The 13,323-nt window shown below is 61.2% G+C and carries 16 protein-coding genes; 7 read left to right on the forward strand and 9 right to left on the reverse strand.

Features of this window, described 5'->3' with window-relative positions:
• Positions 1–259, forward strand: a 259-nt coding sequence (locus RLEG4DRAFT_RS58770; protein ID WP_003574675.1) for a WGR domain-containing protein, incomplete at its 5' end; no start/stop codon positions are given.
• 41 nt (positions 260–300) lie between these two features.
• On the opposite strand, the gene RLEG4DRAFT_RS58775 is transcribed toward RLEG4DRAFT_RS58770, so the two are convergent.
• The 5 genes from RLEG4DRAFT_RS58775 to RLEG4DRAFT_RS58795 all read right to left on the reverse strand — a co-directional run bounded on the left by RLEG4DRAFT_RS58775 (position 301) and on the right by RLEG4DRAFT_RS58795 (position 5,354).
• Entirely contained in the window at positions 301–783 is a 483-nt protein-coding gene (locus tag RLEG4DRAFT_RS58775; protein WP_003574674.1) for a hypothetical protein, read from the reverse strand.
• 324 nt (positions 784–1,107) lie between these two features.
• Positions 1,108–1,275 carry a hypothetical protein gene (locus RLEG4DRAFT_RS58780; RefSeq protein WP_003574672.1) on the reverse strand — a complete coding sequence of 56 codons (168 nt, stop codon included), beginning with the start codon at positions 1,273–1,275 and terminating at the stop codon, positions 1,108–1,110.
• Positions 1,276–1,594: 319 nt separating this feature from the next.
• Complete coding sequence (locus RLEG4DRAFT_RS58785; protein WP_003574670.1) at positions 1,595–1,918, reverse strand: DUF736 domain-containing protein; 324 nt, start codon at positions 1,916–1,918, stop codon at positions 1,595–1,597.
• 1,060 nt (positions 1,919–2,978) lie between these two features.
• Complete coding sequence (locus tag RLEG4DRAFT_RS58790; RefSeq protein ID WP_003574669.1) at positions 2,979–3,794, reverse strand: endonuclease/exonuclease/phosphatase family protein; 816 nt, start codon at positions 3,792–3,794, stop codon at positions 2,979–2,981.
• Between the two features lie 96 nt (positions 3,795–3,890).
• On the reverse strand, positions 3,891–5,354 hold the full coding sequence (locus RLEG4DRAFT_RS58795) for a phospholipase D-like domain-containing protein (protein ID WP_037093058.1): 1,464 nt from the start codon (positions 5,352–5,354) through the stop codon (positions 3,891–3,893).
• Positions 5,355–5,517: 163 nt separating this feature from the next.
• Here RLEG4DRAFT_RS58795 and RLEG4DRAFT_RS58800 point away from each other — a divergent pair, with 163 nt between their 5' ends.
• The 6 genes from RLEG4DRAFT_RS58800 to RLEG4DRAFT_RS58825 all read left to right on the forward strand — a co-directional run bounded on the left by RLEG4DRAFT_RS58800 (position 5,518) and on the right by RLEG4DRAFT_RS58825 (position 8,211).
• Positions 5,518–6,159 (forward strand): UdgX family uracil-DNA binding protein, encoded by a 642-nt coding sequence (locus RLEG4DRAFT_RS58800; protein ID WP_003574665.1) that lies wholly within the window; start codon positions 5,518–5,520, stop codon positions 6,157–6,159.
• Between the two features lie 143 nt (positions 6,160–6,302).
• Positions 6,303–6,557: a DUF2934 domain-containing protein gene (locus RLEG4DRAFT_RS58805; RefSeq protein ID WP_003574663.1), complete on the forward strand. Its 255-nt coding sequence runs from the start codon at positions 6,303–6,305 to the stop codon at positions 6,555–6,557.
• Positions 6,558–6,694: 137 nt separating this feature from the next.
• Positions 6,695–6,877 carry a hypothetical protein gene (locus RLEG4DRAFT_RS58810; RefSeq protein ID WP_003574662.1) on the forward strand — a complete coding sequence of 61 codons (183 nt, stop codon included), beginning with the start codon at positions 6,695–6,697 and terminating at the stop codon, positions 6,875–6,877.
• A 10-nt stretch (positions 6,878–6,887) separates the two neighbouring features.
• Complete coding sequence (locus RLEG4DRAFT_RS58815) at positions 6,888–7,061, forward strand: hypothetical protein (RefSeq protein WP_003574660.1); 174 nt, start codon at positions 6,888–6,890, stop codon at positions 7,059–7,061.
• 128 nt (positions 7,062–7,189) lie between these two features.
• Entirely contained in the window at positions 7,190–7,480 is a 291-nt protein-coding gene (locus RLEG4DRAFT_RS58820) for a DUF3175 domain-containing protein (protein WP_003574659.1), read from the forward strand.
• A 5-nt stretch (positions 7,481–7,485) separates the two neighbouring features.
• A complete protein-coding gene (locus RLEG4DRAFT_RS58825; RefSeq protein ID WP_003574656.1) occupies positions 7,486–8,211 on the forward strand; it encodes a glutathione S-transferase family protein in 726 nt (241 codons plus the stop codon).
• 12 nt (positions 8,212–8,223) lie between these two features.
• On the opposite strand, the gene ligD is transcribed toward RLEG4DRAFT_RS58825, so the two are convergent.
• The 4 genes from ligD to RLEG4DRAFT_RS58845 form a co-directional block, all read right to left on the reverse strand.
• The gene (ligD, locus tag RLEG4DRAFT_RS58830) at positions 8,224–9,102 is read right to left on the reverse strand and encodes a non-homologous end-joining DNA ligase (RefSeq protein ID WP_003574655.1); all 879 of its coding nucleotides are present in this window, start codon (positions 9,100–9,102) and stop codon (positions 8,224–8,226) included.
• The gene (locus RLEG4DRAFT_RS58835; RefSeq protein ID WP_003574653.1) at positions 9,099–10,106 is read right to left on the reverse strand and encodes a DNA topoisomerase IB; all 1,008 of its coding nucleotides are present in this window, start codon (positions 10,104–10,106) and stop codon (positions 9,099–9,101) included. Before RLEG4DRAFT_RS58835 ends, ligD begins: the two co-directional genes overlap by 4 nt.
• A gap of 15 nt (positions 10,107–10,121) precedes the next feature.
• Positions 10,122–12,278 carry a glycogen debranching protein GlgX gene (gene glgX, locus RLEG4DRAFT_RS58840; RefSeq protein ID WP_003574651.1) on the reverse strand — a complete coding sequence of 719 codons (2,157 nt, stop codon included), beginning with the start codon at positions 12,276–12,278 and terminating at the stop codon, positions 10,122–10,124.
• A 101-nt stretch (positions 12,279–12,379) separates the two neighbouring features.
• A complete protein-coding gene (locus tag RLEG4DRAFT_RS58845) occupies positions 12,380–13,174 on the reverse strand; it encodes an SDR family NAD(P)-dependent oxidoreductase (protein ID WP_003574649.1) in 795 nt (264 codons plus the stop codon).
• Positions 13,175–13,323: the final 149 nt, after the last annotated feature.

The raw sequence follows: 13,323 nt of genomic DNA on the forward strand, positions 1-13,323 counted from the left end.
CTTATTCGGCGGGGCGTCGCTGGTGCGTTATTGGGGCCGGATCGGCACCAACGGACAGGCGAAAATCAACACCTATGATGATCCTCACAGGGCGAAAGCGGCTTATTGGCAGCTGGAGCGGGTCAAGCGTCGTCGCGGCTATAAGGAACCTGAGGCCAGCAAGAATTCCGCCTCGCATGACGTCGCAATTTTCGCTGGGAAGCGAGCACACATCCCGACATTGTTGCCCAGCCTGCAAGCCGAGAACGTCGACGATTAAGAGGCGACCGTCGCCGCCGCCAAGACATCTTGGGGCTGCCATTATCGCCAGGATTGAAGGGCGCGCGCTGCATGAACGGCGATGCCGGTCTCGCTTGTGATATCCCTTACGATCGGCGCCAGCGAGCCAAGTTCGTCTTCGGCAAGTGCAACCAGCTCTGGATAGTCGATATCGACGCCACTGTCGTCGGTAGCCAAAGCGTTCATCCAGTCGCTGCCGTTGACGCGGAATTCATGCGTGTCGCAATCGATTTCGAGATCGTCGAGCAGATTGATCGTGAAGCGCCGGAAAATCTCGATCTCGCCCTCCAACTGATAGGCGGCGAACTCGCCCTCGCCAGCGAGAAGGTTACGTTCCAATGCCATGATGACGTGGATCCGATCGATTGCCGCGTCGAGCCCCTCGACCAGGCGATCGTGAAGCTGTCCCGAGAAATCGTTGTCGCAGCCGAAGCGGTTTGCGAGGACGACGAGCCGAAAGCCGGCAAGCTTGGTGTAGAGCATGAGGTTCTGATCGGTTGTCATGATGTGATCTCCTTCGTTGATGACGGAGATCGGCCACTCCTTGGCAAAGAGGGGTCAAGGACCGCGGAACGCGGCTCGCAAGCGGGGGAACCGATTTTTCCAGAGCACAGCGGCGGAAAAATTGGGGGAGACCGCGCCGTCCTTGACGCCGGATTTGCTGGAGTAAAATAGGACGTCAAAGAGAGAAGAGACCCGCGGCCCCGAAGGGGACGCGACCGTATCCGGCGTGAGCCGGCGGGAGTGTCGAGGGATAAAATCCCTGACAGATCGGCGCGGCCGGTCGATCCGGCCGGCCGGGCTCATGGACGTGGCGACAAGCCTCCGTCAAAACGGAGGCTCGGGGTCGATGCGGCCGTCCTGTTCGGCCCAGATCACCTCGCGTTCGGCCAGCGCCAGTTCCAGCTCGTTCTCGATCTGGCGACGCTCGGCCGGATCGGCGTTCCGCAGCTCGGCGGCCAGCAGCTCGATGATTTCGTCGATGCAAGTGGTCATTGTCGTCTCCTTGACGTTGTGAAAGACGACGCCCGCGGTCATGGCGGGATGGAGGGGTCAAGGATCGCGGAACGCGACCGGCGGAGCCGGCGAGTGGGGGAGCCGATTTTGTCGGAGCGGAGGGAACCGGAGCGGCGGCAAAATTGGGGGAACCACTCGTCCTTGAGGCCTTCATGCCGCCATGGCACCCTTCGACCGACTGAGCAGACCTTCCCCTCCCCGTATCGCACCAGAAAAGCCGGCAGCGGGCTCGATGCCCGCTGCCGGCTTGATTGTTGCGGGAAGGGCCAGCCCCGGTGATGGGGCCGGCCCAGTCGCCTCAGGCCGGGCTGTTCCAGAGGATGACCTTCTTGCCGGGCTCTCCGCCGGGAGCCTGGGCGACGTTGCCGAAGATCACGCCGATCTCGGGAGCCTCCAGCTTGACGGAGAGGTACTCTTCGCCAGTCAGGCGAGCGATGCGGTTCCAGGCGGCGCCAATCTCGAAGCCGGTCTTGCGGTGGATGATGCGGTAGTCCGGCGCTTCGTCGCTCGCCTTGCTGGCGTTCGGGACGATGGCGATCGGCGCATTCACCCGGATCGTCGCGAAGATGCCTTCGAGGCTGCCGTCGGTCTTCTGGGTCAGGGTTGCGATCGTGGTGGCCATGGTATGTCTCCTTCGGTTGCTCGGGACCATTCCCGATGGCGCCCGAAGAAGGGGCCGAGCCGCAGGCGTCACCGGAGCGCCAGCGCAGGGGAACCCCTTGCGGGTTGACGCTGATGGTGGCCGGTCCCTTAGAAAGGCGACACAAGAAAACGGGAATGGTCCTGAACCGCGACCGATGGGAGAGACTGATTAGGTCATCCGATAGCGCCCGTGCCAGGAGCTCCTGCCCTGATGTCCTGGCGCGATCCAGATGGTTACATGCCTTCGGCGTATCTCCCCAGCCGCTCAGTAGCCCACGCAATATCTCTTAGCTATCAGCTATCAACACTGGAACTAATTTCATCCCGTTGCGGCGCCATCAGGGGCTAATGTCCCACGGCCCGCTCCGCGATGTCTTCACGACCTCGTTCTGCAGTAGACCGGTTTGAACGCCCAGGCGAACTCTGCGACCGAAGATAGCCGGACATGCGCCGTTAATGAAATGCTGGCCAGTTTTGTAGTCTTAGGCTGTAGCGTGTGTGTCGACGCTCCCCTGTGCGAGTTAGTGCGCCGATCAATGAAGAAGGCAATCCGATCAATTGTGGGCACTATCGTCGTCACTGAAATGCCGAACTGCGCCTATCACCTCGCCGGAAATTTTTGCTCAAACGGCACCATACTCTCTGCGTCATACGAGAAGTTCGGCCGATCGGTGTGTTGCCAATTCCATTGCGTGAGTTATAGCCGCCCTTTCATACCTCAAGTTGGCGCCGGATACGTGAGCTATTGCAAGTCATTCTATCGCTCACATGGTCACCGGCGACGGATCAGCGTGTGCCTTTGACCGGTAGCATCAAGTTCATGAACTTTTATTCCTTTAACCGAGACGATATCCCCTTGCCGGCCGATGCTGTTCATCGCCGGCGACCAGGCGCACTCTAGGGAATTCAGCGAAGATACCTACAAGCGTGCCGCCGAACCAAAGGAACGCGTCTGGGTCAGGGCGCAGGCTATGTCGATCTCGACGACCGCGTGGAGCTGATTTCCGTTCGGGTGACTGAGCGTTGCCCACGGTCTTCTGTTAACTAACCACTGGCTCCAAATCGACCAGCGCCTTGATCGGCAGATGATCCGAGGCGATACGCGCGAGCGGCGTATCATGCGCCTCCACCTCGGAGATGATCCCCTTGCGGTTGGCGATGATGCGGTCGAGTGCCAGGAGCGGCAGGCCGGCCGGGAAGCTCGGGACTGCGGGCGGCAGTTCTCCGAAGGCGGATTGGAAGGTGTTGAGTGAGGAGCGGTCGCCGAGCCGCCACTCGTTGAGGTCGCCGAGCAGAATGGTCGGCATCTCCCGTCTGTCATTGATGAGTTCGACCAGCATGCGGGCCTGCTGGGCTCTGTTATGGCGCAACAGGCCGAAATGCGCGGCGATGATGCGCAGCACCCCGCCCTGCTCGAGCTCGATCTCGGTGACGAGGGCGCCGCGCGGTTCCAGGCCCGGCAGCTTGACCTGATGCACGTCATGCACCAGCCCCTTCTTGAAGAGCACGACATTGCCGTGCCAGCCATGCGCCTTGGCCATGCCGGCCACCGGCACCGGGATCAGTCCGGTCTCCCGCTCCAGCCGGCCGAGGTCGAGAAGGCCGGTGCGCTCGCCGAAGCGCGTATCGGCCTCCTGCAAAGCAATGACATCGGCGCCGATTTCATGGATCACTCGGCTGGTGCGTTCCGGATCGAAGCGGCGGTCGGTGCCGACGCATTTATGCACATTATAGGAGGCGATCAACGTCCCGGCGCTGCGCGGCCTTGTCTCCGTGTAGGTCGGGTCGAGCCGCTTTTTCCTGCTCCGGATCGAGGCAAGGATGCTGGCGGGAAGATTGTGTTTTCTGACGTGCATCGGCCGGCGCACTTGTTCCGTTGATCAAAAAAGGCTTCTCTCGGCAGTATAGGCGGCCGGGCAAAACTTGCCATGTCCGATCGCAAATAATCCCCTTCAGAGATAGGGCGAACCCAGCCACAGCACCTTCTCGAGCAGCCGCACGGGGAAGGGCCGGGCTCGCAAACCGTCAAGCGTCACCGGCGTTGCCGATTTCAACGTTTCCTCGATATGCTCGTCGATCTCGCCCGCAAAGCCTTCGTTCAGCACTTCGAGATCGATCTCGAAATTCAGCCTGAGCGAGCGCGGGTCGAGGTTGGACGAGCCGACATAAGCCCAGGTGCCATCGATCGTCAAAAGCTTCGAATGGCTGAAGCTGCCGGTCGAGCGCCAGATCCGGCAGTAACCCTTGAGGATCTGGTCGAATTGCGCCGTCATCGCCCGGTCGACCAGCACGAGGTTGTTGACCGCGGGCACGACGATATCGACTTCGACGCCGCGCCGTGCGGCTGTCACCAGCGCACTGATCAGCTCGCGATCCGGCAGAAAATAGGGAGACATGATCCGGATCGACTGGCGCGCCACGGAAAAGGCGCCCATCAGCATCTTGTGGTTCGTCTCGACGCTGCGATCCGGCCCGGAGGCGACGACGCGCATCAGGATCGGATCGCCGGGGCTGCGCTGCGGTGGCTCGATGCGCCATGCCTCAGCGTTCAACAGTTCCTGAGTGGAGAAGCGCCAATCCTCGGCGGCAAGGTCGAAGAGGTCGGCAACGACCGGGCCGGTGACGCTGAAATGCGTGTCATGCGCAAAACTCTCGCCGCTCGCCTCCTCGCTGAAGCCCGCCCTGATGTTCATTCCGCCCGTCAGCGCGATCTTCCCGTCAACGATCAGGATCTTGCGGTGGGTGCGCAGATTGGCATAGGGCAGCCGCAAGCCCATGATGACATTGCCGTTGAAGACGGCGACGGTGACCCCGCCCTCCCGGAGATGGCCGAGAATGCTCGGCACCGAATACCGTGCACCGACCGCGTCGATCAGCACCCGAACCTCGACCCCGCGCTTGGCCGCAGCGATCAGAGCATCGGCGATGCGAAGACCGATCGCGTCGCGGTCGAAAATATAGGTTTCGAGCAGGATGCTGCGCTCCGCCGCGTCGATGATCGATTTCATCGCCGCATAGGCCTCATCGCCGGTCTCCAGCATGTCGATCGTATTGCCTGAGGTCAGCGGATTGCGTGTCACCCGGTCGCCGAGCGTCTGCAGCGCCGCAAAGCGGCGTCCGAACTGGCTGATTACCGTCTCGGCCTCGGCGTCGAATGTCTCCAACTCGTCGAATTCGGCGGAGGGCAGCAGCGCGTCGCGGCGAATGCTCAGCGATTTCCGGCGAATGCGGTTGATGCCGGCAATCGCATAGAGCACTGCGCCGATGATCGGAGAGAGGATGATGACGCCAACCCAGCCGATCGCCGCGCGCACCTCCTCCTTGGTCATGGCGGCATGGATCGCCGCCGCGGCCCCCATGGCGATCGAAACGACAAAGAGGATATGCGGCCAATAGGTCGACAAGAGATAGAACATCGCTGGCAAATATAGCCGGGAAACGGCAGCGTTCAATCGCGCCTGCTCTCTCCCATGACGCGAATTTTTCGCAGTGATCATTTTTCCGGTCCGGGCCGCCCGTTTCGCCGCGGGAACAATCCCGGTGCACGACGATTGATCCCGAAGAGATGAGGATCGCATCATGACCATCGCCGCAAGCGTCGGCCCCGCCTTGGCACTCGACGTCGCCAATGCGGCAAGCATTGCCGAACTGCGGCATCACGCAGAAGGCTGCACCCGCTGCGATCTCTACAGGAATGCGACGCAAATCGTCTTCGGCGAAGGGCCTGGGAAAGCCGAGATCGTCCTCGTCGGCGAACAGCCGGGCGATCAGGAAGATCTGGCAGGCAGGCCCTTCGTCGGTCCCGCCGGCCGGCTGCTCGATCGCTGCCTGGAGGAGGCCGGTCTCGACCGCCGGCGCTGTTATGTCACCAATGCGGTCAAGCACTTCAAGTTCACCGAGCGCGGTAAACGGCGGCTGCATGCAAAACCCAATGCCGGTGAGATCAGGCGTTGCGCCTGGTGGCTTGGCGCGGAGCTCAATATCATCAAGCCGAAACTCGTCGTCACCCTCGGCGCAAGCGCGCTTTATGCGCTGCTCGGGCCAAAGGCGAAGCTGACGCCGGAGCGCGGCCAAATCCTGCATCCGGCAAACCGTCCGCCTGTTCTGGTTACCATCCACCCCTCCTACCTCCTGCGCATTCGCGACGAGGCGGAGCGACAGCGGCTACGCCTGGAATTCGTGTCAGATCTGCACAAGGCGGCGGAGTTTCGGCCCCGATGAATGGCGATTTTCAACCCTGATATGCTGCAATGCGAAATATTTGCAGTTGCAGCACGATTTCGCTTGAAAGAACTCTCCGCCTCTGGAACCATCCATGCAGTATCGCGTTCGAACGACGGCATCATGCGACTGGAGATCAAGCGATGGCAGAAACTCGGGACGAGTGGATCAAAAAACGTGCATACGCCCTCTGGGAAGAAGAGGGCTATCCGACAGGGCGAGAATCCATCCATTGGGAACAGGCAAGACACGAGCGCGAAGCGCTCGAGGGCTCCGCTGCTTCTTCCGACGGCAAGGAGGTCAAACCCAAGGCGAAGCGCAGCGTCGCCGGCAGCAAGACGAACGGCGTCGTGACACCGGCACCAAAACGGACGGCGAGCCGCAAGACGGCCCTTTGAATGCCGAAATCAAACAGCTGGATCAAAAAAGGGCGTCGTCGCGGCGCCCTTTGATGCTTTTTGTCATAAGCTTGAATTAGTTGTGCATTATCGAATTTCCGGAGGATGGGCTTCCATGCGGGGGTGACAGAGGCCGGATGACGCTGCAAGCTATGAGGCTTCATAAAAAAGTTGAGCCCTCGCCCGACAACCGGGAACAAGAATATACGCTTGCGGTTTATGGCGAAACCGGGGAAGTTGCCATGAACGACCGCTGTCCGAATATCCTTTCCGTCGCGCTTGCCGCGACCGGCGGCCGCGCTTCGGGCGCGATCGCCTAGGGGGATGGAGATGTCGCTGCTTGCCATCGCCGCCCTGCTCTATCTCGGTCTCGCGCTGGGCTTCATCCTTGTCGTCGACAATCTTGTGGGCCTGGTTTTCCGCGACCCTCGCGCGCCGGCGCAGCCGTCCTTTTTCAATATCGGCCGCGCTTTCGCCGCATCGCAAAAGCTCTCTCGGAAATAACAGCCCGCGGGCGACTGTTCTGCGCTTCCGTGAAAACCTGAACGACCCTGGCCGGAACTTTTGGGCTCCGCACCAGTTCAATTCCTTTGTCGGTTCTGCCACCGGCCCGCTGGCAAAGGATTTAAGAGATGGCCAAATCGAAAAAGAAATGGTCGCAGGACGTTACCAACCACAGTGACGCGATGGACCTGAAGGATGGGGTGTTCAAATCGGACGACCCCAAGAAGATTGCCCGCTCCGTCAAACATTCCGCCGAAGAGAGCGATCGCCGCAAGTCGAGCCCGTTCCGCGCGGCCATGTCGATGCTGACCTTTTACATTAACCGCGCCGGCGACCAACTGACGAAAAAGCGGCGCGGCACACTTGAAAAGGCCAAGGACGAATTGCGAAAAGACTTCGGTCGTCAACCGAAGGGATGAGCTAAATGGCATACGAGCTTTATTATTGGGACGGCCTTCAAGGCCGCGGCGAATTCGTGCGGTTGGCGCTTGAGGAAGCTGGCGCCGATTATGTCGACGTCACCCGTGAGCCCGGTCGCGGTACGGACGCCATGTTCGCCCTCATGAAGAGCGAAAGCGAACCGCATGTTCCCTTTGCCCCGCCGTTCCTCAGGGATGGAGACCTCATTATCCCGCACGTCGCCAACATCCTGTTTTATCTCGGCCCGAAGCTCGGCCTGGCGCCCGAAGATGAAGGCCTTCGCCATGTCGCCAACGGCCTGCAACTGACCGTCACCGATTTCATCGCCGAAGTGCATGATACGCATCACCCGATCGACATGTCGCTATATTACGAAGACCAGAAGCCGGAAGCGAAAGCCCGCTCCGCCGCCTTCATCCGCGACCGCATTCCGAAGTTCCTCGGTTATTTCGAGCGCGTGGTGCGGCAGAACCCTGCCGGACCAGACCATATGGTTGGCGATGCGCTTACCTATGTCGATCTCTCGCTCTTCCAGGTGATCGAAGGCCTGAGTTACGCTTTCCCGAAAGCCATGGCGAAGCGCAAGGCCGAATATCCCACCCTGCTCGCCCTGCATGATCGGGTGGCGAAACGCCCGAACATTGCCCGCTATCTCGCTTCCCCTCGCCGCCTCGCCTTCAACGAGGACGGGATTTTCCGGCATTATCCCGAGCTTGACAGCGCGGAATGAGCAGAGGATCACTCATTCCAGCGGTGCGGCCGCATCGAAGAAATCGCGCCATGGGTCGCTCGGACGGGTTTCCAACCGCTGCGGCACATTGGCGAGCGTGAAGGCCGCCGGGCCGCTGACCTCGTTCAATTCAGACCAATCGAGCGGCACCGAAACCGGCGCGCCCGGCCGCGCCCGCGTCGAATAGGCGGCAACCGCTGTATTGCCGCGGCCGTTGCGGAGATAGTCGATGTAGATATGCCCACTGCGTTTGGCCTTGGTCGCGGTTGAAAGATATTTTTCCGGCGCCTGAGTCGACATGCTTTCGGCAAGAGAATGGGTGAAGTCCTTCACCTCGGCCCAGCCGGCCTTCGGCGCAAGCGGCGCCACCACATGCAGCCCCTTGCCGCCCGACGTCTTGACGAAGGCGGCTAGGCCGCGGGCTTCCAGCCGCGCCTTGACGTCAAGCGCTGCCGAAATCACCGCGCTCCAGGTCACGTCCACGCCCGGATCGAGGTCCATGGTGATCATATCCGGTTTTTCCCAATTTTCGGTCGTCGTGCCCCAGGGATGAATCTCGAGCACGGCCGATTGCACCAGCGCCCTAAGACCGTTGAAATCGGCGATCCGCAGCAACTTGTCGCCGTCCGTTTCCTGCGGATCGGCGACCTCTTCGATATGGTCATTCATGCCCTTCCAGGCATGTTTCTGGAAAAACCGCTGGTGGCCCTTTATCCCGTCGGGCAAACGCAGCAGCGCCAGGGGCCGATTGACGACATAAGGCGCCATGAACGGCCAGACTGTGGCATAATAATCCGCGAGCCCCTGCTTGCTCACGCCCTCGTCCGGCCAGTAGAGCCGGTCGGGATGGGTCAGTACGACGTCCGATGCGGGTGGATTTTTCTGGCTCATTCCTCGATCTCGCGTGTGAGGAAATCAAGTAACCTGTTTTCTTCGGCCCGCAAGCCCCGCAGCGGTTCGGTGCCGCTCTCGATCAGCGGATGATCGTTGCCAGCAAGCGCGATGATCGCTGGATGGATGTAGCTCGAGCGTGAGATCGCCGGCGTGTTGTGCAGCGCCTCGGCAGCAGCCTCCGACATTTCCTTGACCGTCGGCCGGCCGCCGCCGGCGATCTTTTCGCGCGCCGCACCGAAGGCCGCCAGCGACCCGGCCCAGGTGCGAAACGTCTTCGCCGAAATGGGAATGCCGGATATTTCGGCCAGATAGGCGTTCAGCCGGCCGGAATCGACCGGCTTCAGCGCCCCGCTTTCATCCTTCCAGACGAAGAGCTGGCGCCCGGGCAGGTCGGCGATCTCCTCCAGGATCTTCTGCAGCCTTGGATGTTTGAGACTGCGCTGCACGCGTTTGCCGCCCTTGGCGCGGAATTTCAGTTCTATCTGCCCATCGACGATCTTCAGATGGCGCTTGAGCAGCGTCGTGGCGCCATAGGTGCCGTTTTCCCTGACATAGGCCTGATTGCCGACGCGTAGGTGCGCCTCGTCGAGTAGGGTCGTCAGTGCTGCCAGCACACCATTGATATCCTCCGTGCCGGTGTCGAGATGGCGCAGCACGGTGCGGCGTATTTTCGGCAGCGACCGGCCGAATTCGATCAGCTGATGGAACTTGCCGGCGCTGCGGAAGGATTGCCATTCCTTATGGTAGCGGTACTGCTTGCGCCCGCGCGCATCGTAGCCGGTCGCCTGCAGGTGGCCGTTTTCGTAAAGGCAGATCCAGACATTCTCATAGGCCGGCGGCAGGCCGAGCGCGCCGATGCGCGCCCGCTGCAAGTCGTCGGCAAGCGTGCTGCCGTCCGGCATCACATAGCTGAAGCCCTTGCCCTTCCTTCGTCTGCGGATGCCCGGTTCGGTATCGCTGACATAGACAAGGCCAAGTTCGGTGATGGCTCCGGCATTCATGCTCTGTGCGACCTGCTACTTGCTGCGGCGGCCGAACTGGAACCAGCGGCGGCGCTGGGCCTTGGTCGCCCCTTCCGGTGGTTCGGTCTGTCCTGTCGGCGCAAAGACGGCGACGCTCTGGGCGTAGACCATGACCGGATTGTCCTGCTCGTGCACCTCGAAAGCTCCCGTCTCCGTTCCCGTGTCGAGAATCCTCGACCATTGTTGCAGCCCGTTGACGACAGGCAGGTGGATCTGACAGTCGCCGCCGGCGTTGAAGACCAGGAAAAGGTCATCCATCTTCTCGGTATCCGGGGCGTGCACACTCTTCGAGATATAGACGCCAAGCACCTGCAATCCGTCGTCGTTCCAGGCCCCGTCATCCATGAAACTGCCATCCGGCTTGTACCAGGCGATCTCGATACGCCCGTCCTCGCTGGTCTCGCCGGTCAGGAACCGCTCCTGCCTCAGCACCGGGTGGGCCTTGCGGAAGGCCACGGCCTGCCGGCAGAAATCGAGGAAGGGATCATCGAGCCCATCCCAACTGGTCCAGCCGATTTCATTGTCTTGGCAATAGGCGTTGTTGTTGCCGTCCTGGCTGTTGCCGAGCTCGTCGCCGGCTAGGATCATCGGCACGCCCTGGGAGAGCATGAGCGTCGCCATCATGTTGCGCCGGCGCCGGGCCCGGGCGGAATTGATGTCGGCATTATCGGTGGCGCCCTCGGCACCCATATTGTCGGAATGATTGTCCGAATGACCGTCCCGGTTATCCTCGCCGTTCGCCTCGTTGTGCTTGCTGTCGAAGGAGACGGTGTCCATAAGCGTGAAACCGTCATGGGCCGACAGAAGGTTGATCGAGGAGGTGGCGCCCCGGTCTGAATGGTTGAACTGCAGCGCCGAGCCGGTGACGCGCGCCGCCAACTCCGATACCATGCCGCCGTCGCCCTTCCAGAAACGCCGCACGTCGTCGCGGAACTTGTCGTTCCATTCGCGGAAGGGGTGCGGGAAACCGCCGACTTGATAACCACCCTCGCCGATATCCCAAGGCTCGGCGATCAGCTTGACGCCCGACAGGATCGGATCCTGGCGGATGGCGCCGAAGAAGCCGCCCTGGCGGTCGAATTCCAGATCCTGCCTGCCGAGCGTGCTGGCAAGATCGAAGCGGAAGCCGTCGATATGCATGACGCCAACCCAGTAGCGCAGGCTGTCGAGCACCATGCGCATCACCATCGGATGGGCAACATTCAGTGTATTGCCGGTGCCCGTCGTATCGAAGGTGTGGCGGGGATCGTCGGGGGAGAGGATGTAATAGCTCGCATTGTCGAGCCCGCGGAAGGACAGCGTCGGGCCTTTCTCGCTGCCCTCTGCGGTGTGGTTATAGACCACATCCATGATGACCTCGATCCCGGCCGCATGGAACTTCCGCACCATGGTCTTGATCTCGGTGATCTTGTCTCCGGACATGTAGCGCGATTGCGGCGCGAAGAAGCCGAGCGTCTGGTAGCCCCAATAATTGTTCAGGTTCTTTTCCAGGAGGTAACGATCGTCGAGGAAATACTGGATTGGCAAGAGTTCGATCGCCGAGATCCCGAGCTTTACGAGATGTTCGATGATCGGGTCGCTGCACATGCCGAGAAAGGTGCCGCGCAGCCGGTCGGGCACCTTCGGATGCGTCATCGTCAGGCCGCGCACATGCGCCTCGTAGATGATGGTGTCGGGCCAGGGGCGGCGGATTGCCTGTTCACCCGCCCAATCGAAGTCCGGGTCCTGCACCACGCCCTTGACCGTGAACGGCGCGCTGTCGCGGTCGTCGAATGAAAGGTCGTCCTCGCCGATCTGGTAACCGAACAGCGCATCATGCCACTTCAGTTCACCCGTCACCTGTTTGGCATAGGGGTCGAGCAGCAGCTTGTTTGCGTTGAAGCGATGGCCGGCGGCGGGATCGTAAGGACCGTGGGCGCGATAGCCATAGACGGTTCCCGGTCCGACGCCGGCGATATAGCCCGACCAGATGTCGCCCTCGCGTTTTGGCAGCGGCAGCCGGGCGATTTCGTCTTTTCCGTCAGGTGAAAAGAGGCAGAGCTCTATCTGTTCCGCATGGGCTGAGAACACAGCGAAATGCGTCCCGGAACCCGTATACTCCGCCCCCAGCTCCGGCTTGAGGAAGTCGAGTTCCGAAAATGAAAAGCTCATGATGCCCCGCTTGATGAAAAGACCAAGCGGAAAACGTCACGGGGGTTCGAAAGTTCCCTCATCAGGGGGAAAAGGCAAAGCCCGCTCGCGCCGGCAAGCGGCTACGGCATCAGCTGGCCGCCATTGACCTCGATGATCTGGCCGGTGATGTAGCCCGATAGCGTCGGCGAGGCGAGGAAGAGATAGGCGCCAACGCAATCCTCCGATGTGCCGACGAAACCCATTGGGATCGACTTGCGCTGCAGCTCCATCTGCTCGTCGTCGGTATAGCGCTCGTGGAAGGGCGTTGCGATGACGCCAGGGGCCACTGCATTGACGCGGATCCTGTCGGCGACGAATTCCTTGGCGTGACCGCGGGTGATCGTCGAAACGAAGCCCTTGGATGCCGCATAGAGGATCGCACCATTGCCGCCGCCGTTGCGGGCGGCAATCGAGGTGGTGTTGATGATGAAGCCGCCCTGCTTCTTCAGCCAGGGATGGGCCGCACGCGTTGCCGCCAGCACCGAGCGGGCGTTGAGATCCATGACCGCGGCATAATGCGCATCGGTATATTCCGAGGTCGGCTTTCGCCCCAGCATGCCGCCGGCATTGTTGATGAGCCCGTCGAGATGGCCGAAAGTCTTCGCCGTCTCCTCGACGACACGCTCCGTCTCGCCTTCCCGCGACACGTCGCCCTGGATCAGATGCACCGCGCCGCCGGCAGCCCTTATCTCCTCGGCCAGCGCCTCCGCCGGCTCGCGGCTGGCATTGTAATGGACGCCGACCTTGGCGCCTTGGGCGGCAAAGGCGCGAGCGAGCGCCGCGCCGATGCCTGTGGAGGCGCCGGTGATCAGCACCGCCTTGCCGGCAAGATCCGGCAGTTTGATCGATGCGAGCGATTGAGCAAGTTCCGCCATAGCTAAGACAGCCTCCCGAAAACCAAGGACATAGGTGATGAAACAGACAGGGGAAGTCTATCAGCCGAAATCGGCGAAGGGCAATGCACGAAAGGGCGATTTCGGAATAACGACGTGCGTAGAAACAAAAGGGCTGAAACGCGTCGCAT

The sequence above is a fragment of the Rhizobium leguminosarum bv. trifolii WSM2297 genome (assembly GCF_000271845.1).

Excerpts from the sequence above, each read along its gene's own strand:
- RLEG4DRAFT_RS58775 (WP_003574674.1), bottom strand. The coding sequence starts at position 783 with ATGACAACCGATCAGAACCTCATGCTCTACACCAAGCTTGCCGGCTTT.
- RLEG4DRAFT_RS58780 (WP_003574672.1), bottom strand. The coding sequence starts at position 1,275 with ATGACCACTTGCATCGACGAAATCATCGAGCTGCTGGCCGCCGAGCTG.
- RLEG4DRAFT_RS58785 (WP_003574670.1), bottom strand. The coding sequence starts at position 1,918 with ATGGCCACCACGATCGCAACCCTGACCCAGAAGACCGACGGCAGCCTC.
- RLEG4DRAFT_RS58790 (WP_003574669.1), bottom strand. The coding sequence starts at position 3,794 with ATGCACGTCAGAAAACACAATCTTCCCGCCAGCATCCTTGCCTCGATC.
- RLEG4DRAFT_RS58795 (WP_037093058.1), bottom strand. The coding sequence starts at position 5,354 with ATGTTCTATCTCTTGTCGACCTATTGGCCGCATATCCTCTTTGTCGTT.
- RLEG4DRAFT_RS58800 (WP_003574665.1), top strand. The coding sequence starts at position 5,518 with ATGACCATCGCCGCAAGCGTCGGCCCCGCCTTGGCACTCGACGTCGCC.
- RLEG4DRAFT_RS58805 (WP_003574663.1), top strand. The coding sequence starts at position 6,303 with ATGGCAGAAACTCGGGACGAGTGGATCAAAAAACGTGCATACGCCCTC.
- RLEG4DRAFT_RS58810 (WP_003574662.1), top strand. The coding sequence starts at position 6,695 with ATGACGCTGCAAGCTATGAGGCTTCATAAAAAAGTTGAGCCCTCGCCC.
- RLEG4DRAFT_RS58815 (WP_003574660.1), top strand. The coding sequence starts at position 6,888 with ATGTCGCTGCTTGCCATCGCCGCCCTGCTCTATCTCGGTCTCGCGCTG.
- RLEG4DRAFT_RS58820 (WP_003574659.1), top strand. The coding sequence starts at position 7,190 with ATGGCCAAATCGAAAAAGAAATGGTCGCAGGACGTTACCAACCACAGT.
- RLEG4DRAFT_RS58825 (WP_003574656.1), top strand. The coding sequence starts at position 7,486 with ATGGCATACGAGCTTTATTATTGGGACGGCCTTCAAGGCCGCGGCGAA.
- ligD (WP_003574655.1), bottom strand. The coding sequence starts at position 9,102 with ATGAGCCAGAAAAATCCACCCGCATCGGACGTCGTACTGACCCATCCC.
- RLEG4DRAFT_RS58835 (WP_003574653.1), bottom strand. The coding sequence starts at position 10,106 with ATGAATGCCGGAGCCATCACCGAACTTGGCCTTGTCTATGTCAGCGAT.
- glgX (WP_003574651.1), bottom strand. The coding sequence starts at position 12,278 with ATGAGCTTTTCATTTTCGGAACTCGACTTCCTCAAGCCGGAGCTGGGG.
- RLEG4DRAFT_RS58845 (WP_003574649.1), bottom strand. The coding sequence starts at position 13,174 with ATGGCGGAACTTGCTCAATCGCTCGCATCGATCAAACTGCCGGATCTT.